Below are 26,849 nucleotides of genomic sequence, written 5' to 3' on the forward strand. Positions count from 1 at the left end.
GAAAAGATGTTCTGCTTTCATTCCGCCCCGCACCCGCTGTCCTCAGCTTATGCAGTGCATTCGAGCAGGCCTGCCCGGGAATTGCCCAGTGCGCTGTAAGGGCGGGCTCGGTCGCGCGCAAACATCGTCAATAAAACTCAGAAAACAAAACCGTCATTTGACGTTGACGATGAAATTCTACAACACGGCAGGCGGCGGTCGAGAGTTGCCTGACAGTAACTCAGTCTTGAATTACAATTCAGTAATGCCGGACCAATTCGCTTGCTGGTGATCGGCAAAGAGACAATATTGTCGCAGACGCGCGGCAATTTGTCCTGCGAACGCCTCTTTCGATAGACCCTGGACTAGCCTCGAGTCCCTCTGGAGACGTGAATGCCATTTTGGAAGCAGTTTATAGTTTGCCTTGTCGTGATTGCGGCCGGCTTTGCTGGATGGGTTTTCTTCGTGCCAGGGGCTGGCGAGACGCTACGGAAGGCCGGCTTTTCAGAGGTTTCAAAGCTGGCGCCCGGTGAGGCTGTACCGAAGCCGGTGGGGAGCGAGGAAGGGCAATCGAGACGTCGCAGCGGCGGAGCAAACGCGCCCGTTCTGGTCGCCACGCAGGCCGTCGTTCGTGGTGTCGTCAATGATCGGCTGAGTGCCATCGGCACGGGCGACGCCATCCGCTCCGTGGTGGTGATGCCGCAGGCAAGCGGGACAATTCGCGAGATCCTGATCAAGTCGGGCGACAGGATCACCAAGGGGCAGGTGCTTGCAAAGCTAGACAGCGAAGAGCAGGTCATCGCTCGCGGTCAGGCCGATGTGGCGCTGAAAAGCGCCGTCGAGAAATCCAGCCTCTACCACAACATCAAATCCAGCGTGTCGCGCATGGATGTCTTCGATGCCGAAATCGCCGAGCAAGGCGCACGCCTTCAACTGCAGGCCGCCGAACTCAATCTCGAGCGTCGCAGCATTGTCGCGCCGATCGATGGCATTGTCGGCATCATCCCGGTCAACGTCGGCGACAACGTTTCGACGACGACACCGGTCGCGACCCTCGACGACCGGACCGAAATCCTGGTCGACTACTGGGTGCCGGAACGCTTCGCCAACACGATCACGGTCGGCCAGCCCGTGGAGGCAACGTCGGTGGCACGGCCAGGTCGGGTATTCTCGGGCGCGGTCGAGGCAATCGACAACCGCATTGACGCCGCCAGCCGGACAATGCGCGTGCGGGCCCGGATCGACAACGCATCGGACGAACTGCGCGCCGGCATGTCGTTCAATGTCGGGATGCGGTTTGGCGGCGACCAGTATCCCGCGGTCGATCCGCTCTCAGTCCAGTGGGATTCGCAAGGCGCGTTCGTCTGGCAGGTCGTCGACCGCAAGTCCGGCAAGGTGCGTGTCAGCATCGTGCAGCGCAATCCCGACTATATTCTCGTCAAGGCCGATCTGGACGATGGCGATGCAATCGTCACCGAAGGGCTGCAGCGTGTCCGTGAAGGTGGCGCGGTACGGGTGGCCGGCGAAGTGGCGTCGAATTCGGAGCCAGTCACGCAATGACCGTGACCGAGATGCAGGAGAAGCCGGCTTCCGGCAAACAGACCTTCACCGCGCTGTTTGTCAGGCGCCCGATCCTTGCGCTTGTCTTCAACGCCCTGATGATCGTTGCCGGCCTTGCAGCCTATGCCGGGATCGAAGTGCGCGAACTGCCCGATGTCGACCGACCCGTGGTGACGGTGCGCACGACTTTCGACGGTGCCTCGCCACAGACTATCGACCAGGAACTGACGAAGGTGATCGAGGGCGCTGCCGCACGCGTCAGCGGCCTCAAATCCATTTCCTCCAGTTCTCAGTTCGGCCAGAGCCGGGTGACGCTCGAATTCTCTGACTCCGTCGATCTCGCGGTAGCGGCAAACGACGTGCGAGATGCCATCGGCCGTATTGCCGACCGTCTTCCCGAAGAGGCGGATGCGCCGCAGATCGTCAAGGCGGATTCCGACTCTCAGCCGATCATGCGTCTTGCCGTTACGTCGTCGAAACTGAACATGGACGATCTGACGCTTCTCGTCGAGAACCAGGTCATCGACCGGCTTGCCTCGGTCGATGGCGTTGCCGATGTCGAAACCTACGGCGACCAGGAGAAGGTCTTCCGCGTCGACGTGAACCAGAGCGAACTGGCCAGTCGCGGGCTGACCGTTGGCGATCTGACGAAGGTGCTTTCAAGCGCTGCTCTCGACGTGCCGGCCGGATCGCTAAAGAGCCCGACGCAGACGATCGTTGTCCGCGCGATGGCAAGTTTGCAGACGCCGGAGGATTTCTCCAACGTCATCCTGCAGAACCACGTGCGTCTCGGCGATGTGGCAAATGTTACCCTCGGACCGCGCGACGGGCAGACGGCGCTGCGCTCGAACGGCGTTCCCGGCATCGGCCTCGGCGTCATCCGCCAGGCACAATCGAATACGCTGAACATCTCCAACGGCATCAAGGACGCCGTCGCCGAGCTTTCAAGAACGCTTCCCGAAGGCACGCGGATCGCCATCACCAGCGATGACGCCGTCTTCATCCAGGGCGCGATCCATGAAGTGGTGCTGGCGCTCATCCTGGCCGCGGTCATCGTCACCGGCGTCATCTATCTCTTTCTGCGGGACTGGCGTGCGACGATTATCCCTGCCGTCAGCATGCCGGTTGCGCTGATCGGAACCCTGGCAGCGGTCTATCTCGTCGGCTTCTCGATCAACATCCTGACGCTGCTAGCGATCGTGTTGGCGACCGGCCTTGTCGTTGACGACGCGATCGTCGTTCTCGAAAACATCGTTCGCCGCCGTTCGGAAGGCATGGGACCTCGAGCGGCTGCCGTGCTCGGCACGCGCGAAGTGTTCTTTGCTGTTATCGCCACGACCGCGACGCTTGCAGCGGTCTTTATTCCGCTTTCCTTCCTGCCGGGGCAGGTGGGTGGTCTGTTCCGCGAATTCGGCTTCGTGCTGGCTTTCTCGGTTGGCCTCTCATCCATCGTTGCCCTGACGCTATGTCCGATGTTGGCTTCACGGATACTGACGAAGGAGATGCTTGAGGACCATGGCCTTCTTGGCCGTTTCGGAAGGTGGTTCGCCGACGCCTACCGATGGTCGCTGCACGCCTGCCTGAATGCACCGCTTGTGGTCATCGTCGCTTCGTTGCTTTTTGCCGGTGCCGCTGTTCTTGCTTTCCAGACGGTTCGAAGCGAGCTGACGCCGAACGAAGACCGCGCGATGGTGATGATGCGCCTGACCACGCCGCAGGGGTCAAGTCTCGAATACACGCGCGACAAGATGCAACGGGTGGAGGAATATCTCCAGCCGCTTGTCAATAGCGGCGATATCAGCAATGTCTTTTCGATCTCGGGACAGGGCGGACAGGTCAACAGCGGCTTCATGGTGCTGACGCTGGCGCCGTGGGGTGAACGCCATCGCACACAGGCGGAGATCGTGGCCGATATCAACCGGGCCGCAGCAAGGGTTCCGGCGCTGCGCGGCAATGCGATCCAATCGAACAGCCTGCGCATCCGCGGCGCCGGCAACGGACTGCAGATGGCCTTGGTCGGCAACGATCACGAGGCTCTGACGACTGCGGCTGCTCAACTGGTGCAGGCCCTCGACGCCACGGGCCATTACGATACGCCGCGACTGACCAACGAACCGACCCAGGCCCAGGTGTCGGTGACGATCGACCGCGAGCGTGCCTCCGATCTCGGGATCGACATCACCGGCCTTTCAACGGCTATGCAGTCGCTCCTGGAAGGGCGATCGGTCGTTGACGTTTTCGTCAAGGGCGAAGCCTATCCGGTGCTGCTCACGTCGAACACCCGACCACTCGACGATCCGACGGATCTAGAGAACGTCTTCCTGAAGACGGGCGATGGCAAGATCGTGCCGATGTCTGTAATCGCGTCACTGACGGAGAGCTCGGTCGCGCCGCAATTGAACCGCGAACAGCAGCTTGCGTCGGTAGCGATCACGGCCGGCCTGAAGAATGGTCTTTCGCTCGGAGATGCCGTCAAGGAAGTAACCGCGATCTCCAAATCGATCCTGCCTGCCGGTGCGCGTCTCGTGCCACTTGCCGAGGCGGCGACGCTGGAGGAGAACTCAAGCGGCATGGCACTGACCTTTGGCTTTGCAATCGTCATCATCTTCCTGGTTCTGGCCGCGCAGTTCGAGAGTGTGCTGTCGTCGGTTATCATCATGTCGACGGTTCCGCTCGGGCTGGCATGCGCCGTCTTCGCGCTGATCATTACCGGGTCGAGCCTCAATATCTACAGCCAGATCGGCCTTGTTCTGCTTGTGGGCGTGATGGCGAAGAACGGTATTCTGATCGTTGAATTTGCCAACCAACTCCGCGATCGCGGCGAGGAGGTGCGCACGGCGATTGAGAAGGCGTGCGCGCTACGCCTGCGCCCCGTGATGATGACCATGATAGCGACGATCCTCGGCGGCGTTCCGCTGGTCTTCGCCCATGGCGCTGGCGCGGAAGCGCGCGTTGCGCTTGGCTGGGTTATCGTTGGAGGGCTTGGCTTTGCGACACTGGTGACGCTCTACATTACGCCGGTCGCTTACCTGCTGATTGCCCGCTTCGCGAAGCCGCATGCTCACGAAGAGGAGCGGCTCCACGAAGAAATGGCGCACGCATCGCGTCCGCGCCCTGCCGCCAAGGCAGGTCGGCTGGAGGCGGCAGAATGAACCGCGCCTTCAGCGGGTAAGGTCCTGCGAGTTATGGCTTATAAAAAGTTGTAGGATTGGATGAATTTCTTCTAAATTTTAGACGTTTTTTAAGTGTGAGCGGTAATCATTCCGACAGAAGCCGAAAGGTCCTCCAGCGTTTTCTGAGGGCCGCCCTGGTGCCTCGTTCAGGCGCTCCCGGACAATGATCGTTCGCGGTACGGTTTTTTTGTATCAGTGTATTGTTGTGTTCGGAGTACAGTACCTTGAGCATTTATCGGCGCACCTCGGTGGATGCCGCGCTGTATGTATTGCGCGACATCGGTCGCGACATGACCAAAACCCAGAGGCAGGTGTCTACCGGCCTCAGAGTCGAAAGAGCGTCCGACAACGGCGCCTATTGGGCGATTAGTTCGACCCTGAAAACTGATCAGAAAGCTCAATCGGCCATTCGCGACGCTCTCGGCCTGGCGGCTGCGACGATGGGCACGGCCTATAACGCCGTCGACAGCGCAATTGATCTCGTCAGCGAGATCAAGGCAAAGCTGGTCGCAGCGACCGAGTCTGGTGTCGACAAGGACAAGATCAACACCGATATCGCCCACCTGAAAGATCAGCTCCGGTCGGTCGCGCAGTCGGCGGAGTTCAACGGCGACAACTGGGTTACGATCGACGATTCGGCCGATCCCTCCAAGCCGAGGGAGATCCCGTCGTCGTTCATCCGCTATTCCGACGGAACGGTGAAGGTCGATATGCTGAGCTATGAGGTCGATCTCGCGCCCGTTGGGGCAACCACCTCGAAGGATGCTCGCTACCTGATTGACGACCGTACCACCGGTTCCGGTGAATATGGCGCTCTTACATCCCAGTATTTCGCGACCGAGGCCGGTGCCTCGCAGAACTATGTGATGCTCAAAGGCGCTGGTAACACGGCTGGGCAGGTTGAAATCGGTGTTTCGAGCAGCACGACGCAGGCGCAGGTGAAGGAGATGATCACCGTCGTCGATATGATGCTGAACCAGATGACGACGGTTGGCTCGGCCTTCGGTGCGCTTGAAAAGCGCATCAGCATCCAGAGCGACTTCGCGCAGTCGCTGGACGACTCCTATTCCCGCGGCATCAGCCGTCTGATCGACGCGGATATGGAAGAGCAGTCGAGCCTGCTGCGTGCCTTACAAACCCAAGAGCAGCTTGGCTTGCAGTCGCTGAACATCGCCAACGCCAGCTACGACACGGTTCGCCAACTCTTCCAGAACTTCTAACCGGTCGTCTTGAAGTAGAACTGTCGCTTAGATTCCGACGGGCGACTTAGCGGCCTGGCCGTTGTTGTTGCTTGCCGTCCGCAGTAGTTGTGCTTTTTGCCCAATTTCGAGCATCTGCAGCGTCTGCTTCATCTTGTTGCCGCAATCCTTAATACTGGTCGCATCAACACCGAATTGGAGATTCGCCCGTCCATGATCAAGAAATTCATACTTCTGACTGTTGCCGCAACTTACCTTAGTGCTTGCACCACGACCGACCCCTATACGGGCGAGCAGAAGATGTCGAATACATCGGGCGGCGCGCTGCTGGGTGCCGGCGTTGGCGCGCTTGCCGGTTTGGCGGTCGGCGGCTCGCCGGTCGGACGTCGCAATGCCGCGCTGATCGGCGCCGGCGTCGGTGCGCTCGCAGGCGGTGCGATCGGCAACTACATGGACCAGCAGGAATCGGAACTGCGCGCCCAGCTCCAGGGAACGGGCATTTCGGTGACCCGCCGCGGCGACAACATCATCCTCAACATGCCGTCCAACATCACGTTCGATGTTGACCAGGACGCTGTGAAGTCTGGCTTCTATCCAACGCTGAATTCTGTCGCGATCGTCCTGCGCAAGTTTAACCGCACGCTGATCGACGTCAACGGCCACACCGACTCGACCGGCAGCTTGCAGCACAACCAGGATCTGTCACAGCGCCGCGCCATGTCGGTTGCCGATTATCTCGGCACGCAGGGCATCGACCCGCGCCGCGTTTCCGCTGTCGGCTTCGGTCCGTCGCAGCCGATCGCTTCCAACGCTACGGAAGCCGGACGTGCTCAGAACCGCCGCGTCGAAATCCAGATTGCGCCTGTCACGCAGAGCTGATCCAAACTTCAGTCAAGAGAAACGGCCGGGCCAGCGCCCGGCCGTTTTCGTTATTGATGCATCGTCGCGCCCTTGGTGATCTTGTCGACGATCTTCTTTTCGGCCCGGATGGCTATGCCGACGACCTTGGCATCGTCGGGTGCGTATTCGGCAAAGACGGCCCTGTTGGCGGCGTCGTGGCCGGTTGCAAACATCTCCTCGATGAACAGCGACGAGGTTATGCCGCGCTCGAGCGAGCGGCGGTGGATTGTCGACATCGTTTCGTCCTCTGCCGACAGTACAATGATCGGCTGGATGGAAAGCGGATTGTAGAGATTGCCGGCGCGGTCTTTGTAGGCCTTGCCGATCATCTCGGGGTGCTGGCCGGCAATGCCACTCATCAGGAAAGCCGTGACGTTCAGCTTCTGCCAGGATGCAAGATTGTTTCGCAGGACGATCGCAATTTTGGTATCAAACATTCCAGTCTCTTTCATGCAGGTTCGAAAGTCGCGTTGGACCAGGATGTAACCAGTCACGCCTTCGAGGGTCTTGAACGTTTGTGCACGGAGCCCGGCGCAGACGGGATCGTGATTGCGCCGGCTTTTCCGGGAATCGAGCGGATGGAAGCGCAGTTTTCCGGCAAGGCCTTCGAGCCGCATCGCCACGATACCTATGCTCTCGGCGTCACGATGAAAGGCGTGCAGACCTTTTCTTATCGCGGCCAGCGGCGCTTCAGCATGCCCGGGCAGGTGCTCGTGCTCCATCCGGACGAGGAGCATGATGGTGGAGCAGGCACCGATGATGGGCTGCAATATCGCATGCTTTATCTTGAGCCGGCGCTACTGCTCCAATGCCTTGGAGCGGAAAAGATCGGGCTGCCCTTCGTTGACGACCCTGTCATCGGGGATCCGGTTTTGGCGGGTACGCTGCTAGCTGCACTCAGTGAGCTGGATCGCGAGCTCGACGAGTTGTTCGTCGACGACTTTGTTTCGCGTGTTGCCGGCGGACTTGCAAAGCATGCAAAGACCCCGCGGCGGCCGCTCGGCAACGTTGCGTGGCAGCGTGCTAGATTGGCGCGCGATTATCTCGAAGCACATGCGACGGAAGCGGTGCGATCCGGTGAGTTGGAGACGGTCACCGGTCTCGACCGCTTCTCCCTTTCGCGGCACTTCCGGGCCGCCTTCGCCACAAGCCCGCATCGCTATCTGCTCATGCGGCGGCTGCAGCAGGCGCGCGCCATGATCGGGGTGGGTGACGGGCTTTCGGATGTGGCCGCGGCGACGGGCTTTGCAGACCAAAGCCATCTGACACGTCATTTCAAAAAGGCCTATGGCATGACGCCCGGCCAATGGGCGAGCCTTAGACGGGCTTCTCCGCAAGGCCGGAGCGGCGCGCGATAAAGCGTGCCAGCATTGGGCCAGTAAACAGGATCACTAGGAAGCGGCCGGTTTGCATCGCCATCACGAAGGGCACGTCGACGTCGGTTGACGCCGCAATGATCGCCACAGAATCAGCCCCGCCGGGACTGGTCGCCAGATAGGCCGTCAGCGGATCGACGCCGGCGAATTTGTGCAAGGCAAGGGCCATACAGCCGCAGATCGACATTAGCAGCAGGATAGAGGCCGCGACGCGGGGCAGGGCACGCGCGGCGTGCATGACAATGCGGCGTGTGAAACGCAGTCCGATGTTCCAGCCGATCAGGGCATAACTGATCGCCAGCAGCCAGAGCGGAAGTTCGATCTTGAACAACCCGAACCCTTGAAGCAGCGCGCCGAGAACCAACGGCACGGTGATCGTGCCGCCCTGAATGCGAAAGCGCACCGCAATGTAGGCGGACAGGCAGGTGAGGGCGACAGTGGCGGCCAGCGCCTGCCAGTCGACCGACGGGAAGAGGATGAAGGGCGGCGCTTCGCCACCATCGGCGGCAACCCAGAGGCGCGAGACAACCGAGGCCGCCACCGCGACGAAGACCACCCGCAGATATTGCATGAAGGCGACGAGACGGGCATCGGCGCCATAAGCTTCGGACATGATGACCATCGCGGACGCCGCGCCTGGCGAGGAACCCCAAACCGCGGTCGTTCCCGGCAAGACCTGCCAGCGCGTCAGCAGCCAGCCAAGGCCGGCCGCGGCAACGATGACGGAGAAGATCATCGCGAGAAAAAGTGGCGCGTCGGTCGCCATGGTCTTGAGGATATCGACAGTGATGGCGCGCGCCATCAGAAAACCGACGAGCGCCTGCCCGAAGAGGAGTGGCCAGCGCGGCACCTGAAGCGATCCCTGCCCGATGGAAAGGGCAAGGATGATTGCAGCCACCATCGGGCCGATAAGGAGCGAGGCTGGCAGCCCGAGCATTTCAAGCCCGACCACAAGCAGGGTCGAGATACTGAGCAGGAGAATCCATCGCGGCAGGCTGGCGTATCGAAAGAAACGGCTGGCGTCGTACAACGGCATGATTCCCATGCATGTCTTGCCAATGCTGGAGCCGCGATCAGGCGAAGCAGGAGAGCAGCACTGGCTGGCAAAAGAAGCCGGCCGGAGGGCCGGAGGATATGCGCCGATATAGGCGCCTGCCGGGGAAGCGGTCAATTGCGAAATCCTGTCGGTTTCGCGAGGTCAGAGGCTGACACGCTCCGCCAGGAAGTCGAGCAGGGCCCGCACGCGAGCCGGCAACGGACCGCCCTGGCCAATGTAGACGGCGTAGAACTCCTCGATGTCGCCGGGGTTGAGATCCTCGAGAACCGGAATCAGTCGCCCGGTCTCGATATCGGCGCGAACGGTGAAGGTGGCGAGGCGGACCAGGCCTGCACCTGACAGCGCCATATATCGCATCGCTTCGCCGTCGCCCACCTGGACGCCTGGCGTAATCGGCAGGCCAATGGTCTCGCCGCCATCGAGTAACGGCCAGCCCTGAACGCTGCGTGCGTAGGAGAAGCCGACACGGCGATGGCGCTTCAAATCGGTGATCGACTTCGGTTCGCCTTCGCGTTTCAAATAATCCGGCGATGCCACGATGACGTTGCGGGTGAAGCCAAGCTTGCGCGCAATGAGGCTAGAGCTCTTCAACGGTCCGGCGCGGATCGCCACATCGGCGCGATCCTCGACAAGATCGACAATGGCATCGGTATGAGAGATGTCGAGGGTGACGGCGGGATTGAGCGCCAGAAAATCCGAAACGAGCGGTGCAAGGATATGATGGCCGAAGGAAGCGCTCGTGTTGATGCGGATGGGACCCGCGGCCTGCTCGCCGGCGGAGGCGTAGCGTTCGGCCTCCGCGATGTCCGCAAGGATCGAAACGCTACGCTCATAAAAGGCGGATCCCTCCGGCGTCAGATGCAGCTTGCGGGTCGAACGGTTGACGAGGCGAGCGCCGAGGCGTGCCTCAAGGCGCGCCACAAGCTTGCTGACGGCAGATGGTGTCATGCGGCAGGCACGCGCTGCGGCCGTGAAACCGCCGAGTTCGACGGCACGCACGAAGACTTCCATTTCGCCGGAGCGATTGATGTCTTGTCGACTCATGATGAATTCAATTCATGGATAGTTTTCCTCCCGGCAATCTATATCACGATAGATTCAGTGTCTATCTCTTCTGAAGTCCACAACAGGAGACCGACCATGGAATACAGAAATCTCGGCGCATCGGGCCTCAGGGTGCCGGTTTTGAGCTTCGGTGCGGGAACATTCGGAGGCTCGGGTCCGCTCTTCGGTGCCTGGGGCAACACGGACGCCGCCGAAGCTCGACGCTTGATCGACATTTCGCTGGAAGCGGGCGTCAATCTCTTCGACACCGCAGATGTCTATTCGGGCGGCGCCTCCGAGGAAGTCCTTGGCCAGGCTATCGCCGGCCGGCGCGACGCCGTGCTGATCTCAACCAAGATCGCGCTACCGATGGGCGACGGACCGGGTGATTGGGGAACGTCGCGCTCGCGCCTGATACGTTCCACTGACGAGGCGTTGAAACGCCTAGGGACCGACTATATCGACCTGTTGCAGCTCCATGCGTTCGATGCTTCGACGTCGATCGAAGAGGTACTCGCAACACTGGACGGGCTGATCGCGGCAGGGAAAATCCGCTATGTCGGCGTCTCCAATTTCGCGGGATGGCAGCTGATGAAGTCGCTCGGCATTGCTGGGCGGCATGGCTACCCGCGCTATGTTGCGCATCAGGTCTACTACTCCCTTGCCGGCCGCGATTACGAATGGGAACTGATGCCGCTTGCTGCCGACCAGGGCGTCGGTGCGTTGGTCTGGAGTCCGCTTGCCTGGGGCCGTCTCACCGGCAAGGTCCGCCGTGGCCAACCATTGCCAGAAGGCAGTCGGCTGCACCAGACGGCTGAATTCGGGCCGCCGGTCGATGATGAGAAGCTCTATGATATCGTAGATGCGCTGCTGGAGATTTCCGAGGAAACGGGCAAGACCGTCCCGCAGATCGCGCTCAATTGGCTGATCGGTCGCCCCACTGTTTCCAGCGTCATTATCGGCGCGCGCAACGAGGAGCAACTGCGGCAGAATCTCGGTGCCGTCGGCTGGTCATTGGCGAAGGAGCAGGTGGAAAAGCTCGACAAAGCGAGCAGTGTAACCGCGCCCTATCCCTACTTCCCATACCGCAGGCAGGAAGCGTTTGCGCGGCTAAACCCGCCGGTGGTCTAAGGGTGCTCGATCGGGGACAGTTCTCCGTAATCATGCACTAGACAGGCGCCGTCTCTTGTCTCATACCAACCTGCCTCCGGGTGTGAAGGTGAAGGAGATCAAAGAGATGGCGCTCAAAGATGCAAAATCCGGAACACGGAACGAAACAGGCATCACCGCCGCTCTTGCTGTTCTGAAACAGAGCTTTGGTGAGCGCTTCCAGACCGGCGAGGCGTTCCGTGCACAGCACGCGCATACTACTACCTACATCCCGGCTCAGCTGCCAGACGGCGTGCTCTTTGCAGAGAGTGCCGACGATGTGAAGGCTGCAGTCAAGATTTGCGCCGAGCACAAGGTGCCGGTCATTGGCTTCGGCACCGGCTCGTCGCTGGAAGGGCAGGTCAATGCGCCGAATGGCGGTATATCGATCGATTTCAGTCGAATGAACCGGGTTCTTGAAGTCAATGCTGAGGATCTCGATTGTACCGTCGAGCCCGGGGTGACGCGGGAGGAGCTCAATACCTATCTCCGTGACACTGGTCTATTCTTCCCCATCGATCCCGGAGCAAACGCTTCGATCGGTGGCATGACTTCGACGCGGGCCTCCGGAACGAATGCCGTGCGTTACGGCACGATGAAGGACAATGTGCTTGCCGTGACCGCGGTTACTGCGAACGGAGAAGAAATCCGTACCGCACGACGCGCCCGCAAGTCGTCAGCCGGCTACGATATGACCCGGTTGTTTGTCGGCGCGGAAGGCACGCTTGGCATACTAACGTCGGTGACGCTGAGGCTGCAGGGCATCCCGCAGAAGATCGGCGGTGGCGTCTGCGCCTTTCCGACTGTTCGGGCCGCCTGCGATGCCGTCATCATGACCATCCAGATGGGCATTCCGGTCGCCCGCATCGAACTTCTCGATGCGCTGCAAATTCGTGCCTGCAATGCCTATTCCAAGCTGAACTACGAGGAAACGCCGACGCTCTTCCTCGAATTTCATGGCACGGATGAAACCGTTGCCCTGCAATCGGAACAGTTTGCCGAGATTGCCTCCGAATGTGGAGGCGGCGCGTTCTCATGGACAGTCAACGCCGAGGAGCGCAGCAGGCTCTGGAAGGCAAGGCACGATGCCTACTGGGCATCGCGCGCGCTGGCGCCGGAATTGGCCGCGCTCTCGACGGATGTCTGCGTGCCTATTTCCCGTCTTGCCGATTGTATCGGCGAGACGCAGATCGATATAGAGGAACATGGCCTGCTGGCGATGATCGTCGGGCATGCAGGCGATGGAAACTTCCATGTGCTCCTGTTGTTCGACGACAAGACCGAGGAGGGCATTGCCGCTGCCGAGGCCTTTGTCGGCAGGCTCAACGCTCGCGCTCTGGCGATGGACGGCACCTGCACTGGCGAGCACGGCATCGGCCAGGGCAAGATGGCATTCCTGGAAGAGGAGCTCGGCGGCACGGTTGAACTGATGCGGCAGGTCAAGAAGGCGCTCGATCCGGATGATATCTTCAATCCTGGCAAGATATTCCACCGCACCTGAAGTGGGATTCCGTCGAGCCTGTAGGCCGGCAGGGTTGACGCTACGGAAGATTGACTGGCGATGAGGCGAATTCATCTCCAAATCAATTAAATAGGGCATGATGTTGCCCGAAAGCTGCTTCACAGCTTTCGGGATCATGCTCTAGTGTCCGCAATGGATTCCCGAATGGAGAATAGTTGAGTTGGTAGGCCGGTTCCTCGTCTTTTTGGGCGGAGTGATTGTGGTGGCGCTGTTCGTAGCGCTGCTGGCACCGCTGTTTATCGATTGGACCGATTTCCGAAAGAATTTCGAGGATCAGGCGAGCCGGATTATCGGCAAAAAGGTCGTCGTGCACGGAGCGGTGGACGCGCGCCTTCTGCCGTTCCCTTCGGTGACGCTGCATGATGTGCGCGTTGGACAGGAGGTCGACGGGTCGCCGATCGTGCAGATCGAGCAGTTCTCCATGGATGCTGAACTCGCGCCTTTCCTTTCCGGCGAGGCGTTGATCTTCGACATGCGCGTGGTCAATCCGCGGGTGAAGCTGCGCCTCTTGAAGGATGGCACGCTCGATTGGACCCGTGGCAGCCAACCCGAAATTCCGGCCAAGACGGTTGTTCTCGAAAACGTCCACGTTACTGGCGGCGATATTCAGTTCATTGACGATCAGTCAGGGCGGTCGCGCCGCATCACAGGACTGAACGCCGAAATGTCGGCTAAGTCGCTTGCCGGTCCGTGGAGGATCGAAGGCGATGCGGCGCTGGATGGCGCACATGGGAGTTTCATGATCGCCAGCAATCAGCCTGATGAGAACGGGATCCTGCGGATGCGCACGCGACTGCAGCCCGACAAGCAACCGGTGATCGTCGATCTCGATGGCGAGTTGAAACTTGTCGACCGCAGGCCGAACTATCAGGGAGCGATATCTGCATCGATCGAGAGCCGGAACGCCAAGGCGGCCGACAAGACCGATGTTCCTCCGCGACTGAAAGGCAAGTTCGAGCTTACGAACGAGAGCATTCGTATACCGGAATACCGTCTCGAGATCGGAGCCACCGATGATCCCTATGTGGTCACGGGCGAGGCGACCCTGGACACCGGAAGCCAGCCGCAATTCCTGCTGATTGCGAACGGCCAGCAGATCGACGTCAATCGCATCGGCAATCAGGGTGCGAATGGCAAGACGACGCGCGATCCCGGCCTATCGGCGCGGCAGCGCCTGAACGCGCTGATTCAGATCGTTTCGCAAGTGCCTGTACCGCAGGTGCCGGGTAAGGCAACCGTTCGGTTGCCGGCGATCGTCGCCGGCGACACGACAATCCGCGATATCCAGCTCGATGTGCAACCCGCTGGCAAGGGCTGGATCATCGACAACGTGGTCGGCACGCTTCCGGGACGCACACAGGTGGAAGGCCAGGGCAAGCTCAATTTGCAGGGGCAAGCATCGTTCGTTGGGCAGATCACGGTGGCCTCCAATCAGCCCACGGGCCTTGCGGCATGGCTTTCCGGCTCAGTCGATCCGGCGATCCGGCAACTGCGGCAGGCGGGCTTTTCCGCTGATGTCAGCCTCACGCATGACCGGCAGACGTTCAACAACCTGGAAATCGCCGTTGGACAGGCCACGTTGAAGGGTCGGATGGACCGACAGGCGTTGGCCAACCAGGTACCGACGCTTGATGTCGCGCTTGCCGGCGACGCACTCGATCTGGATGCACTGCGTGCGCTGACAGGGCTGTTCACCGGCCAGGATGGCGGCGACAACGTACTCGATCACAAGATCACTGCACGGCTCAAGGCCGACAAGTTTACAGCCTTCGGCGTCGAAGCGGGCGATGTCGAGGCGAGCTTTGCAATTGCCGATGGGGCTCTCGCGGTCGACAAGCTTTCTATCAAGAACCTGGCGGGTGCCGAAGTGACTGCGACCGGTCGCGCCGAGGGATCGCTGCTCGATTACAAGGGCTCTGGGGAAATCACCTTCAAATCGGCGGATCCGGGCTCATTCTTCACAATGCTCAAGCAGCATCTGCCGCAGCATCCGGTCATGGATAGGCTTGTGCGCAATGCCGCATGGTACACGAATACCGCACTGCGCGGAGCTTTGACTCTCGGAGGCGACGAGGGCGACGGCCTGACACTGACATTGGCGGGGGTGACCAACGGCAGTCGTGTCAACCTCGACTACCGCATGTCGGATCTTCTGGCGCTGACGGGCAAGGGCACAACGAGCCTTGAGGCGACGCTTGAGAACAGCGTCACCTCGATCCTGTTTGGGCAGGCGGGTCTTGATCCGTTGCCGGTCGAGGCCGATGCCAATGGCCGCCTGACCCTGAAGGTGCAGGCAGAAGGAACGGATCCTGCCGACGCCCAGCTGACATTTGCCACCGACCGCACATCGTTTACGGCTGGCGGCAAAGTGGACGTTCGCCCGCAGGCCTTCATGAACGGACAGCTTGCAGTATCCCTGGAGAGTGCCGATCTTGATCCGTATCTTGTCATGAACGGCATCGCTGTGCCGCAAATGGGTACGGGCCTGCCGTTCAAGCTGACAACGAACGCGACCATCGATGGCGACAAGATTTCCTTTGCGGATATCGCAGGACATGCCGCCGACAACGAGTTCAGCGGCGCCCTGACCGTCGACCGTAAAGCGGAAAAGACCACGGCGACGGGCGAATTGGCGCTATCCAAGGCCGATGCCACCTGGCTAGGGGAAGCTGTTTACGGACCTATGACGGATGCGGCGACCGGCGACCTGTCGGCCGGCGCGCTGGGCTTGCCGATCTTCAAGGATTTGGACGTCAACCTCAAGCTCTCCGCCAAGCAATTCTGGCCTGGCTGGTCCGGCGCGATTTCGGATTTCACGTCAAACGTGGCCTACAGGGGCGACGAATTGCAGCTGAACGACATCAAGGGCGGTTGGGATGGCGGCAGCGTCAACGGCAGCCTGCTGTTTACCAATGCTGACGGTACGGGCTTCTTCCAGACGCAACTGGTGCTGGCAGATGCGGATTTGGCCGGTGTCGTGTGGCCCCGCGATGGCGCGCCGGTCGCCAACGGCAAGTTCGGGCTTGGGCTCTCCATGGAGGCTTCCGGCAAGTCCATGAAGGATATCGCTGGTTCTTTGAACGGCTCCGGCGAGCTTCGGCTTGGCGATATCAGCGTACGTGGTCTCAATCTCGGCATGCTGGCGCCATTACTGGCCGCCACCGATCCGATGCAGGATCAGCTGAATGCCGGCAAGGTTCATCCGATCGTCGAGACCTTGCTCAACAACGGCGAAGCGAAGCTGCCGCCGACTGCGATTCCGTTCAACGTGACGGATGGGGTTCTGCGCTTTCAGAACGTCAGCGTGACGACCGACCAGGCAAAGCTCGTCGGCAACGGCCAGATCGACCTGCCACAGGAGCGCATCAATGCGTCGCTCAACATTGCACTGAATCCGGGTGGCGAGGTGCTTCCCGGTGCGGAGCCTGCGGTACGACTCGACTTTTCAGGACTGCTCGCGTCGCCTGGGCGAACCATTGATGTCACGGACATCACCGGCTTCTTGTCGTTGCGCGCCTACGAGCGCGAACGCCGGCGCGTCGAGCGCCTGCAGTCCAACGTACTGGAGAAGCAGCGACTGCGCCGTGAAGTTGCTCTCTACAAGTTCAACGATATCGAGCGCCAGAAGGCCGCAGCCTTCGAGGCGCAACGGCAGGCGGAAGAGCAGCGCCTGAGAGCTTTGGCCGCGCAGGCCGAGCGCGATAGGCAGGCAGCGGAAGCGAAAGCAAAGGCTGACGCTGAAGCCGAAGCGCGCGCCAAGGCAAAGGCGGCGGAGGACGCAAAAGCGGCCGCAGAGGCGGCGCGACGGGCACAGGAGCAGCTTACCGTGCCCCCGGAGAACTCACTCAATTTCGAAACGGTGCCGGGGTTGCCGGGCGTGCAGGTGCCGCAGTAGTGTGTTTGCGATCGCGGTATGTGGGTATCCTCACGCGCGGTAGCCTTCGAGGCGAACTAGCCCGCGCTCTCGGATTTCAGCCAATGAAGGACATAGACGCGCAGCGCTGACGAGAGGTTGCTCTCCGGCTGTCGCTGATCGTCTATGTCGGAAATCAAGGCTGCGAGTGGGATGGCGCGCGCTTTGGCGATTATGTTCAACTCGGTCCAGAACTCGTCTTCCAACGAGAAGCTGGTGCGGTGTCCGTGTAGAGTAGCCGAGTGCTTGCGGATCATCGCAAGGCTTCAGAATTCGGTTCGAGCCGCTGACACGTTGATTCCAGAAAGCCTGCCAACTGATTGATCCCGGAATCTTTTGCGTTTCTCGGGGCGCTCATTTGTCGTCTTCAGATTTCTCTATCCGGCCTTGCTGATGAGAGCGTTCGGCCTTCTCATTGAGCGCCTTCGTCAGCTGCTTCTCGGCCTTGGTGCGGCCAAAGGAGATACGGTTTTGCTCCGCCTGCCTCGCCTTGTCGGCGCGGGCCTGTTTCTTTTTGAACTGGCGGAGATTGACGACTTCGGCGGTCACGGTTGGCCTCGATCGGAATTGAAAAAGGGAAGCAGTTGCTTCCCTTGGTTTTACTGCTTCTTTCGGAAGGCGTCGAGCGAGACGACCGAGCCGGGTTTCTTTTCCTCGCCATCGGCTTTGGCGGCGGGCGTTTCCTCGGACTTCTCGGACGCAACCGGATAGGCGGTGATTTCAGCGGCGGGAAGCTCTTCGCTGTCAGCGAGAGGCACGTCGAATTCCAGCTCGAAGTTCACGGACGGGTCATAGAAGCCGCGGATGGCGTTGAACGGAATGAAGAGCTTTTCCGGAACATCCGAGAAGGAAAGGCCGATCTCGAAAGTGGTCTCCGTGATCTTCAGTTCCCAGAACTGGTGCTGGATGACGATAGTCATCTGTTCCGGATACTTCGCCTTCAGGTGCTGCGAGATGCGAACACCAGGGGCGCCGGTCAGAAAGGTAATGAAGAAATGATGCTCGCCCGGCAGGCGGCCCGTCGCGGCAACTTCAGACAAAACCTTGCGGATGACGCCACGCAGCGCGTCCTGTGCCAGAATGTCGTAACGGATGTGATCCTGCCCCATGCTTTCCTGTCTTTCTTTTGGTTCGGACTCGTTTCCCAAGGCTGTATGGCATGCCAAGACGCCCTGGAAAAGGCCTGAGCCGAGTCATGCTTGACCAAACCATACATGATTTGCGCGCAAGGGAGAAGGTGAAGGCTTCTGTTGCCAGGTGCCTTCGGACCCCGCCTAGAGGTGCGAACCACTAGGGCTTTATTTGAAGTGTCACACCGCGATTAAGCAGCGAGACGAGCTTCCGCATAGTTGTCGTTTGCAACTACAATTTTAGCCCGATAACGGCGGTACAATGCCGAGCAAAAAGACGATCTTTACACCCTTGTCGATCCTGTTTCGCCCCCATCAAAAGCCGGCCATCTTGTTGCAAGCCGCCGGTTTTTGGTGGAGGCGCCGGGTACCGCCCCCGGGTCCAATAGGTTTATTACACCGCTCATTTATCGCCATAGCCGGCCCGAGGACCGGCATGGCTGATATAGTGTTTTCCGCCTCGGTTGGGAAGAGGTGTTGTCACAAAACCGTTTCGTAGTGAGCGGGACTGCAGGAATTTCGCCCGTGCTCTAGCAGACGGCCGTTGCCTCATTGAAAACACCGCGCTTCTTGAGCAGACTCACCATACCGGTCGCAGCGCCCACGACGGCCATGAAGAAGACAAGAAGAGATAGATAGGGGAGAGACAGCGCATTGGCTGCGCTGGCGACCCGGTAGATCTCGATCAGGAGAACGGCCAGAAGCGCGGCGGAAACAGTCGAATAGTCCTTCGCGATGACGCGTTTCGCATTGAACACCATCCCTTGCGTTGCCGGCGCAAAATTGCCAAGGCGAAGCATCCAGCGCGGAACGTCGGCGTCGCCAAACTTGTTTTCGAGAAATGCTTCCTCGGCGTAGACGATGCATTGGTAGATGAGCATGAAGAGCGCTATGCCGACAACTACGACCATTGGATTTCCATGCAGCAAGAAGACCGCTGCATAGATCAGCATGTTTCCGACATAGAGCGGGTTGCGGCAGACCCGAACATCCCCTCGGTCACCAGATCGCTGGCGTAGACGCGCTTCTTCAGGCCGCCTCGCTGAATATAGGCATAGCCGATCACGGTTGCGCGCAAAGCCAAGCCGGCAAGCAGGATCAGAAGTGCAACTACGTCTTTAACACGCTCCGCCGTAACGCTTCCCCCGATTTCCGAGGGGGGTAGCGTCATCAGAAACAAGGTGACAATTATGAGCGGGAACACCTGATTGCGATATTTGAAGAAGAAGTTCCCGATATGGATCATGGCTGTTTTCATTTCTGCGCCCAGACTCACTTGACGGCCACGATGCCGCAGAAATTGTACCAGCGGAAAAAGACCTCGACACTGCGGAAGCCGACCTCTTTCAGAAGCTGCATGTTCTCTTCCAGACGATAGGGGATGAGCACATTTTCAAGCGCTTCGCGCTTCTAGGCGATCTCGATTTCGGAGTAGCCGTTTCGTCGCTTGAAGTCGTAATAGTGCTGGATGAACAGCCGGTTGAAGGCCGTATCCTCGCTGGTCAATTTCTCAACGAGGAGCAGGCAGCCCTGATCGTTCAGGCCGGAGAAGATCATCTTCATTACGCGCTCGCGAAACAGCGGGCGAATGAATTGCAGCGTCAGCAGCATGGTGACGACGCTGGCGTTCTCCATGTGAAGACCCTGGTGGAGATCGACGACTTTCAAGTCGATCGGGCGCCGCGCGTCTGCATGCTCGATTTTCTTTGCCGCCTTTTCCAGCATGTCAGGGGCATTGTCGATGCCGATGAAAGTGACGTTCGGATCGATCATTCGGTCGAGCGTAAGCAATGTCGTCGCCGTCGAGCAGCCGATATCGTAGAGATTGGTGTTCGGTACGGCGAAGTCCAGCGCCAACTCACAGACCATCCGCTGCATTTCTTCGTAATACGGCACGGATCGGCTGACCATGTCGTCAAAGACATCTGGTGAAGTCGCCAATCGGCTGATCCTCTTTGGCGAATTCTTCGTCCCGCCGCTCTGTTCGCAGCTGCAATCGTATCGGGCTCTCTGCCATCATTTCCCCCCCCAAAAAAAAGCGGTTGGTCCCAAAGGAGAGCGGCGTGAATTGCCGCTAATATACTGACAGTGCTGAAACCCGTGGAGCGCCCCCGCGCTGAGCATAGGGCGACACGCAAACCTGACGGTAGCCTGAAAGCGCCTCCGATCGTCTGGTAGGTATCGCGGAGAATTGCCGGGATAATAGCCGCACTATGATTGGTTTCGACGGGCAAAACGCCTAAATAGGTACGGAACGGAATCGGCGGCGGACGATGAAGCAGTATCTCGATCTCTTGAAGCATGTCATGGAACACGGAACCGATCGTGGCGATCGAACGGGCACCGGCACACGCTCGGTGTTCGGCTATCAAATGCGGTTCGATCTTCAGGAGGGCTTTCCGGTCCTGACGACCAAGAAGCTGCATCTGCGTTCGATCATCCACGAGCTTCTCTGGTTTCTTCGCGGCGACACCAATATCGGCTACCTCAAGGACAATGGCGTCTCGATCTGGGACGAATGGGCTGATGAAAACGGCGACCTTGGGCCGGTCTACGGCGCACAGTGGCGTTCCTGGCCTGCTCCCGATGGCGGCCATATCGACCAGATCTCCAATCTCGTTTCGGGCATCGTCAAGAACCCGAATTCACGCCGGCATATCGTTTCGGCATGGAACCCCGCCGAGGTGGATGACATGGCGTTGCCACCTTGCCATTGCCTGTTCCAGTTCTATGTCGCCGACGGGAAGCTGTCCTGTCAGCTCTATCAGCGTTCGGCCGACATCTTCCTTGGCGTACCCTTCAACATTGCCTCGTATGCCCTGCTGACGATGATGGTGGCGCAGGTAACGGGCCTGAAGCTCGGCGATTTCGTGCACACGCTCGGCGATGCGCATCTGTATCACAACCACTTCGAGCAGGCGAAGCTGCAGCTGACGCGCACGCCAAAGCCATTGCCGTTCATGCGGATCAACCCCGACGTGAAGGACATCTTCGGCTTCAAGTTCGATGATTTCGAGCTGGTCGGCTACGAAGCCGACGCCAGCATCAAGGCGCCGATCGCGGTTTGATCGGGGAGTTCTGACGCGGCGAGTTCCGGTTGGCGCAGCGCTGTCTATCACGGCTTCCACGAGCTCAGGCCTACCAGCGGCCGATCTCACCATGGATTTTTGACGCATGCCATAGGTGGCTTCACCGCTGGCGACTGACTGCTGGCCATTCGGCGCTTGGGAGCGGCGGGCTAAGTGGTCGCGCAGCGTAAAGGGACTCAGCGCGGAGATCCAAAAGACCGTCTGGGCCGGTTTCCTGCCCAGCCTACCGACACTACATGTCCGTGACTTTTGCTCAGCAGCGGGGAGCGTTGATGCGCGACCTCCGGTTGGTTTAACTTAGATCGTTCCAAAATATTCTAGATCGACACCGACCCAATTTCTTGCGAACAAGCAAGCGCCGTAGATGATATTGATGTATTTTCCGTGGCTTAGATATTCCGAAGCGCAGAGGCGTAATTCCTGTATGGCGATTGCTTTTCCCGCAAGAAATGCGGAATTGCCACTTGACAAAATTGGAACGTTCCAATTATTTGGGCGCCGTGGCTAAGGCCATTGGAGGATCTCATGACAAAAGGGCGGGTCACCGTCATCGATATTGCGAAGGCGGCGGGCGTCTCCAAGTCGACCGTTTCGCTTGTCTTGCAAGGATCGTCCCTGGTGAACGACGGCACGAGAGCGAAGGTCAATGCGGTGATGCGCGAGCTTGGCTACGTGTACAATCGCGGAGCCGCCAATCTGCGCCAATCCGGTTCGAAGTCGAAAATTATCGGCGTGGTGGTCAACGATCTGACCAACGGGTTCTTCGCGGAACTCGCCGTTGGTGTGGACATGGTCGTCCAGTCCGCGGGATTCGTCCAGTTCCTGTCCAATACCAGCGAGAACCTGGACCGACAGCGGGAAGTTATCGCCTCCATGCGCGAGCATGGGATTTCAGGGCTGATCATGTCGCCCGCCCGTGCGACCGAAGCCGCTGACCTGAAGCCGCTGGTCGCCGCTGGCATTCCCGTCGTCGTGGCTGTCCGCAACGTTCCGGGAGCTAAGGTCTCGTCCGTCGTTTCGGACAATCGCGAGGGAATATCTGCTGGCGTGCAGCATCTCGCTTCGCTTGGCCACCGCCGGATCGCATTCATCGGCGGCTTTAGTGATACGGCGGTCTTCGACGAGCGCATCGACGGCTATCGCGGCGCAATAGCGGCTTGCGGCCTTGAGCTTGACGAAGATCTTATCCTGCCTTCCGCCCCCTCGAGAGCTGGTGGTGTCGATGCGATCGGCCGAGCGCTGGCAATCGCTGCCGCTCCCACTGCCGCTGTGTGTTTCAACGACGCAGTCGCGTTCGGTGTGTGCGACGGGCTTCGCGCCCAGCGCCTCGAGCCTGGACGTGACTTTGCAGTGGTCGGCTTCGATGACGTCATCGAGGCAAAGGCCGCCGTTCCGGCGCTGACGACGATCTCGGTGGATCCGCAGGGAATGGGCAGGCGCGCCGCGCAACTGCTTCTGAAGCAGATCAGCGCGGGTAGGGCGGAAGCGGAGTCGATCGTCTCCTCTGTCCGGCTCGTGGTCCGGGAGACCTGTGGAGCAAACCTGGCAGGCGGTTCCAACAGGAGGCAGGCATGAGTTGGTCGCTGGCGACGGGTCCCGCCGTTGTCGAGGCGGCGAAAAGCGGCTCGGCCGTGAAAATCGAAACAGGGCTTTGAGTAATCAGATGAGCAAGCACATTACCCCGACGGAAGCCGCAGCACTGATCCCCGACGGAGCGGTTGTCTCCGTATCGTCGTCGAGCGGCCTCGGTTGCCCCGACCTGATGCTGAAGGCGATCGGCGAGCGCTTCGATAGCACCGGTCATCCGCGCGATATCACGACGCTGCATCCCATCGCGGCGGGCGACATGAGCGGTATCAGGGGTGTGGACTATATCGCCAAGAAGGGCCTGCTCAAATGTATCATCGGCGGCTCCTATCCGTCGGGACCATCCAGTGCGGAGCCGCCGCTGATCTGGCAAATGATCACGAACAACGAAATTCCGGCCTACAACATTCCCTCGGGCATCATGTTCGATATTCACCGGGAGGCTGCCGCCAAACGCCCGGGTGTCCTGACAAAGGTGGGCATCGACACGTTCGTGGATTCAAAGAGGCAGGGTTGCGCGATGAACGACCTCGCTGCCCAGGACCCGGTGGTCAAGCGCGTCTCGTTCGAAGGCGACGACTACCTGTTCTTCCCGTCGATCGTGCCGCAGGTCGTCATCATCCGCGCGACGACCGCGGACGAGCGCGGCAACCTGACTTATGAACACGAGGGTGCCTATCTCGGCGGTCTCGACCAGGCGCTTGCTGCCCGCAACAATGGCGGCATCGTCATCGCTCAGGTCAAGCGGATCACCAAGGAAGGTTCGCTGAAGCCGCATGACGTGCGCGTCCCCGGTATGCTCGTCGATTACGTGATCGTCGATCCGGACCAGAAGCAGACCACTCAGACGCTCTACGATCCGGCTATCTCAGGCGAGATCTTTCGCCCGTTGGAGAGCTTCCGCGTTCCGGAATTCAACATCCAGAAGGTCATCGCGCGCCGCGTTGCCCAAGAGTTGCAGGCAGGCAGCTGCGTCAATCTGGGCTTCGGCATTTCCGCCAACGTGCCGCGCATCCTCCTTGAGGAAGGGCTGCACGGCTCCGTCACCTGGGTCATCGAACAGGGTGCCGTCGGCGGTGTCCCGTTGCTGGACTTCGCGTTCGGCTGTGCATCCAACGCCGACGCCTATATGCCCTCGCCATACCAGTTCACCTATTTCCAGGGCGCCGGCTTCGACGCCTCGTTGCTCTCCTTCCTCGAGATCGGCCGTGATGGCTCGGTGAACGTTTCGAAGTTGTCGTTCCGTCCCCACGTCACCGCGGGTGCCGGCGGCTTCGTCGATATCACGGCGCGTGCGAAGAAGATCGTCTTCTCGGGGATGTTCAATGCCGGCGCAATGCTCGCGATCGTCGACGGCAAGCTCGTGATCGAGAAGGAAGGCAAGTTGAAGAAGCTCGTCAACGAGGTCGAGCATGTCACCTTCTCCGGCAAGCGGGCGATCGAGCAGGGCCAGGACATCACTTATGTCACCGAACGATGCGTGATGAGGCTGACGCCTAAAGGCATTGTTCTCACGGAGATTGCGCCGGGTGTCGACCTGCAGGCCCATATCCTCGATCAGTCCGAGTTCTCGCTCATCATAGCAGAGGACCTCAAGGTCATGGATGCGAAACTCTTTGGTGAAGCAAACATCGGCCTGACTCTACCGAAGAAGAGCGCCCGCGTCCTGGAGGGCACGTTCAATGGCTAGCGGCACGGTCAAGATCCACGTCGAAGATCACATCGCGATCATGACGGTATCTCGTCCGGAAAAGCTGAATGCGCTTGATCTCGACATGCTCAAGGCGCTCGCAGATGCCGCCGATGACGTCGAGGCTAACGGCGACGTTCGTGTGGCGATCCTGACAGGCGAAGGCAAGGGCTTCTCAGCGGGCGGCGACATCAAGGCCTGGGGCGGCATGCGGCCACAGGAGTTTGGTCATGCCTGGGTACGCCACGGACATCGCATCTTCGAAAGACTTGCGACCCTCAGAATGCCTCTGATCGCGGCCTTGAACGGCCATGCGCTCGGCGGTGGGCTGGAGCTTGCCGGCGTCGCCGACATTCGCATTGCCGAAGAGCACATCAAGATCGGACTTCCGGAAACAGGCCTCGGCATGGTTCCCGGCTGGTCGGGCACGCAGCGTCTTGTGAAGCGCTTCGGCGCGCAGGTGGTCAGGCGCATGGCGCTGGGCGGTGAGATCTTCACCGCCGAGGAAGCCCGCGCGCTTAGCATCGTCGATGTGGTGACATCGACCGGTAATGCCGTGGAAGCGGCCAAGGAATATGCGGCCCGCATCGCGATGAGGGGGCCGGCTGCTCTTGAAGTGGTCAAGCTGATGATTGCCTCCGCGAACGGCGAGGACAATGGCACGGCCGTCGAGGCGCTGGGCTCGATCCTCGTTGCGAAGACCGGCGACCTCAATGAGGGGGTGGCTTCGTTCACCGAAAAACGCCCTGCACACTTTAAAGGAGAATGGTAATGACGGTTCTGGTTACTCCCAAGGCGCTTAGCGATCACAAGGCCCGCGACTTCAAGATGCTGGTCGATGGCAAGTGGGAGGCCGGCTCCGGCCAGCCGATCGAGCGCGTGGCGCCAAGCCATGGCGTCGTCGTGAGCCGCTTTCCGGCGGGAAGCAAAGCCGATGCCGAGCGCGCCATCAAAGCCGCCCGCAAGGCGTTTGACACGGGTCCCTGGCCCAGAATGACGGCATCCGAACGTTCCGCCATCTTGCTCAAGGCTGCCGACCTGATCTCAGCCCGTGCGGACGAACTCGCCTACCTGGACGCGATCGAGGCCGGCAAGCCGATCTCCCAGGTGCGCGGCGAAATCGCCGGTTCGGTCGACATTTGGCGATACGCAGCGGCGCTCGCCCGCGATCTTCATGGCGAAAGTTACAACACGCTTGGAGACGGCACGCTGGGCGTTGTCCTGCGTGAGGCGATCGGCGTCGTATCGATCATCACTCCCTGGAACTTCCCCTTCCTGATCGTCGGCCAGAAGCTTCCCTTTGCGTTGGCGGCGGGCTGCACCACGGTCGTCAAGCCATCCGAACTGACCTCGGGCTCGACGCTGGTTCTTGGCGAAATCCTTCAGGAAGCAGGCGTGCCCGATAGCGTCGTCAACATTGTCACCGGCACGGGACCAGAGGTCGGCGCGATCATGACGTCCCATCCTGAGGTCGACATGGTGTCGTTCACCGGCTCAACCGGCGTCGGCAAGCTCACCATGACGAATGCCGCGCAGACGCTGAAGAAGGTCTCGCTGGAACTGGGCGGCAAGAACCCGCAGATTGTATTCCCGGATGCGGATCTCGATGCGTTCATCGACGCGGCCGTCTTCGGCGCCTATTTCAATGCCGGCGAGTGCTGCAATGCGGGCTCGCGCCTTATCCTGCACAAGAGCATCGCTTCCGATGTGGTCAAGCGCGTCGCCGAACTCGCCAAGGACGTCAAGGTTGGCGATCCGCTCGATCCGACAACGCAAGTGGGCGCGATCATCACGCCGCAGCATCTGGAAAAGATTGCCGGTTACGTGGCCAGTGCGACGAGCAGCGGTGCGCAGGTGGCGCATGGCGGCGAAAAGCTCGACTTGGGCATGGGGCAATACATGGCGCCGACGATCCTCGAAGCTGTCACGCCAGGCATGGCGGTTGCGCGCGAGGAAGTCTTCGGACCGGTGCTGTCCGTCCTCACGTTCGAAACCACCAGTGAGGCGATCGCGATCGCCAACTCCATAGACTACGGCCTTTCCGCTGGCGTCTGGAGCCGTGACTTCGACACCTGCCTGACGATCGGTCGGAAGGTCAGGGCAGGGACGGTCTGGATGAACACCTTCATGGACGGCGCCTCCGAGCTGCCGTTCGGAGGATACAAGCAATCCGGCCTCGGCCGCGAACTCGGCCGCCATGCGGTGGAGGATTACACCGAGACCAAGACGCTCAACATGCATATCGGCGCCCGGACAAACTGGTGGATGCCGAAGAGGGAAACGCTGGGATAACCGGCAACGAGACTACGCCCGAGGAGGGCGGGTAATCGGTGCGGGAATGGTCCCGCACCTTCGAACTTGCAAACCGGGAGGAAACGATGCGCAAGTTTTTGCTGACGACAGCGTTGGTGACGATGAGTGTTGCGGGCTTGGGTGCTGCCAAGGCTGCGGATGTGAAGGAAGTGCAGATGCTGCACTGGT

Annotated in this window: 22 protein-coding genes and 1 other RNA gene; 13 read left to right on the forward strand and 10 right to left on the reverse strand. The window is 60.1% G+C overall.

Annotation, left to right across the window (positions count from 1 at the left end; translation table 11 throughout):
• The first annotated feature begins 372 nt into the window (after positions 1-372).
• The 4 genes from IB244_RS15310 (at position 373) to IB244_RS15325 (ending at position 6,790) form a co-directional block, all read left to right on the forward strand.
• Positions 373-1,539, forward strand: coding sequence for an efflux RND transporter periplasmic adaptor subunit (locus IB244_RS15310; RefSeq protein WP_018858358.1), 1,167 nt, complete (start codon positions 373-375; stop codon positions 1,537-1,539).
• A complete protein-coding gene (locus IB244_RS15315) occupies positions 1,536-4,691 on the forward strand; it encodes an efflux RND transporter permease subunit (RefSeq protein WP_113471815.1) in 3,156 nt (1,051 codons plus the stop codon). Before IB244_RS15310 ends, IB244_RS15315 begins: the two co-directional genes overlap by 4 nt.
• A gap of 245 nt (positions 4,692-4,936) precedes the next feature.
• Positions 4,937-5,932, forward strand: coding sequence for a flagellin (locus IB244_RS15320; RefSeq protein WP_018858360.1), 996 nt, complete (start codon positions 4,937-4,939; stop codon positions 5,930-5,932).
• A gap of 192 nt (positions 5,933-6,124) precedes the next feature.
• Entirely contained in the window at positions 6,125-6,790 is a 666-nt protein-coding gene (locus IB244_RS15325; protein WP_018858362.1) for an OmpA family protein, read from the forward strand.
• Between the two features lie 50 nt (positions 6,791-6,840).
• On the opposite strand, the gene IB244_RS15330 is transcribed toward IB244_RS15325, so the two are convergent.
• A complete protein-coding gene (locus IB244_RS15330) occupies positions 6,841-7,248 on the reverse strand; it encodes a DUF2000 family protein (protein ID WP_018858363.1) in 408 nt (135 codons plus the stop codon).
• 33 nt (positions 7,249-7,281) lie between these two features.
• On the opposite strand from IB244_RS15330, the gene IB244_RS15335 reads away from it, so the two are divergent.
• On the forward strand, positions 7,282-8,169 hold the full coding sequence (locus IB244_RS15335) for an AraC family transcriptional regulator (RefSeq protein WP_018858364.1): 888 nt from the start codon (positions 7,282-7,284) through the stop codon (positions 8,167-8,169).
• Here IB244_RS15335 and IB244_RS15340 read toward each other — a convergent pair.
• Positions 8,129-9,223 (reverse strand): AbrB family transcriptional regulator, encoded by a 1,095-nt coding sequence (locus tag IB244_RS15340; RefSeq protein ID WP_018858365.1) that lies wholly within the window; start codon positions 9,221-9,223, stop codon positions 8,129-8,131. The two genes, IB244_RS15335 and IB244_RS15340, sit on opposite strands and share 41 nt — an antisense overlap.
• A gap of 162 nt (positions 9,224-9,385) precedes the next feature.
• Positions 9,386-10,288 carry a LysR family transcriptional regulator gene (locus IB244_RS15345; RefSeq protein WP_113471812.1) on the reverse strand — a complete coding sequence of 301 codons (903 nt, stop codon included), beginning with the start codon at positions 10,286-10,288 and terminating at the stop codon, positions 9,386-9,388.
• 96 nt (positions 10,289-10,384) lie between these two features.
• Here IB244_RS15345 and IB244_RS15350 point away from each other — a divergent pair, with 96 nt between their 5' ends.
• The 3 genes from IB244_RS15350 (at position 10,385) to IB244_RS15360 (ending at position 16,854) form a co-directional block, all read left to right on the forward strand.
• Positions 10,385-11,419, forward strand: coding sequence for an aldo/keto reductase (locus IB244_RS15350; protein WP_192304713.1), 1,035 nt, complete (start codon positions 10,385-10,387; stop codon positions 11,417-11,419).
• A 106-nt stretch (positions 11,420-11,525) separates the two neighbouring features.
• On the forward strand, positions 11,526-12,938 hold the full coding sequence (locus IB244_RS15355) for an FAD-binding oxidoreductase (RefSeq protein WP_113471810.1): 1,413 nt from the start codon (positions 11,526-11,528) through the stop codon (positions 12,936-12,938).
• Positions 12,939-13,119: 181 nt separating this feature from the next.
• On the forward strand, positions 13,120-16,854 hold the full coding sequence (locus IB244_RS15360; protein ID WP_018858369.1) for an AsmA-like C-terminal region-containing protein: 3,735 nt from the start codon (positions 13,120-13,122) through the stop codon (positions 16,852-16,854).
• Between the two features lie 56 nt (positions 16,855-16,910).
• On the opposite strand, the gene IB244_RS15365 is transcribed toward IB244_RS15360, so the two are convergent.
• The 7 genes from IB244_RS15365 to IB244_RS15390 all read right to left on the reverse strand — a co-directional run bounded on the left by IB244_RS15365 (position 16,911) and on the right by IB244_RS15390 (position 19,943).
• On the reverse strand, positions 16,911-17,129 hold the full coding sequence (locus IB244_RS15365; protein WP_018858370.1) for a ribbon-helix-helix domain-containing protein: 219 nt from the start codon (positions 17,127-17,129) through the stop codon (positions 16,911-16,913).
• Between the two features lie 97 nt (positions 17,130-17,226).
• Positions 17,227-17,421, reverse strand: a complete 195-nt coding sequence (locus IB244_RS15370; protein ID WP_018858371.1) for a DUF4169 family protein — start codon at positions 17,419-17,421, stop codon at positions 17,227-17,229.
• Between the two features lie 50 nt (positions 17,422-17,471).
• Entirely contained in the window at positions 17,472-17,981 is a 510-nt protein-coding gene (locus IB244_RS15375) for an SspB family protein (protein ID WP_018858372.1), read from the reverse strand.
• 127 nt (positions 17,982-18,108) lie between these two features.
• Positions 18,109-18,477: a transfer-messenger RNA gene (gene ssrA, locus IB244_RS15380) on the reverse strand.
• 55 nt (positions 18,478-18,532) lie between these two features.
• Entirely contained in the window at positions 18,533-18,955 is a 423-nt protein-coding gene (locus IB244_RS32205; RefSeq protein WP_245267977.1) for a hypothetical protein, read from the reverse strand.
• Complete coding sequence (locus tag IB244_RS32210) at positions 18,949-19,260, reverse strand: hypothetical protein (RefSeq protein WP_246733638.1); 312 nt, start codon at positions 19,258-19,260, stop codon at positions 18,949-18,951. Before IB244_RS32210 ends, IB244_RS32205 begins: the two co-directional genes overlap by 7 nt.
• 152 nt (positions 19,261-19,412) lie before the next feature.
• Complete coding sequence (locus IB244_RS15390; RefSeq protein WP_245267979.1) at positions 19,413-19,943, reverse strand: methyltransferase domain-containing protein; 531 nt, start codon at positions 19,941-19,943, stop codon at positions 19,413-19,415.
• Between the two features lie 332 nt (positions 19,944-20,275).
• On the opposite strand from IB244_RS15390, the gene IB244_RS15395 reads away from it, so the two are divergent.
• From IB244_RS15395 to IB244_RS15415, 5 genes are all read left to right on the forward strand, one after another.
• Positions 20,276-21,070, forward strand: a complete 795-nt coding sequence (locus tag IB244_RS15395) for a thymidylate synthase (protein WP_018858374.1) — start codon at positions 20,276-20,278, stop codon at positions 21,068-21,070.
• Positions 21,071-21,616: 546 nt separating this feature from the next.
• Entirely contained in the window at positions 21,617-22,666 is a 1,050-nt protein-coding gene (locus tag IB244_RS15400; protein WP_018858375.1) for a LacI family DNA-binding transcriptional regulator, read from the forward strand.
• Positions 22,667-22,754: 88 nt separating this feature from the next.
• Positions 22,755-24,368: an acyl CoA:acetate/3-ketoacid CoA transferase gene (locus tag IB244_RS15405; RefSeq protein WP_192304715.1), complete on the forward strand. Its 1,614-nt coding sequence runs from the start codon at positions 22,755-22,757 to the stop codon at positions 24,366-24,368.
• Entirely contained in the window at positions 24,361-25,140 is a 780-nt protein-coding gene (locus IB244_RS15410; RefSeq protein WP_113471808.1) for an enoyl-CoA hydratase/isomerase family protein, read from the forward strand. The genes IB244_RS15405 and IB244_RS15410 overlap by 8 nt, the downstream gene beginning before the upstream one ends.
• Complete coding sequence (locus tag IB244_RS15415; protein ID WP_192304717.1) at positions 25,134-26,660, forward strand: aldehyde dehydrogenase family protein; 1,527 nt, start codon at positions 25,134-25,136, stop codon at positions 26,658-26,660. The genes IB244_RS15410 and IB244_RS15415 overlap by 7 nt, the downstream gene beginning before the upstream one ends.
• The last annotated feature ends 189 nt before the right edge of the window (positions 26,661-26,849 follow it).

This window comes from Rhizobium sp. RHZ02 (assembly GCF_014851575.1).
GTDB lineage: Bacteria > Pseudomonadota > Alphaproteobacteria > Rhizobiales > Rhizobiaceae > Rhizobium > Rhizobium altiplani.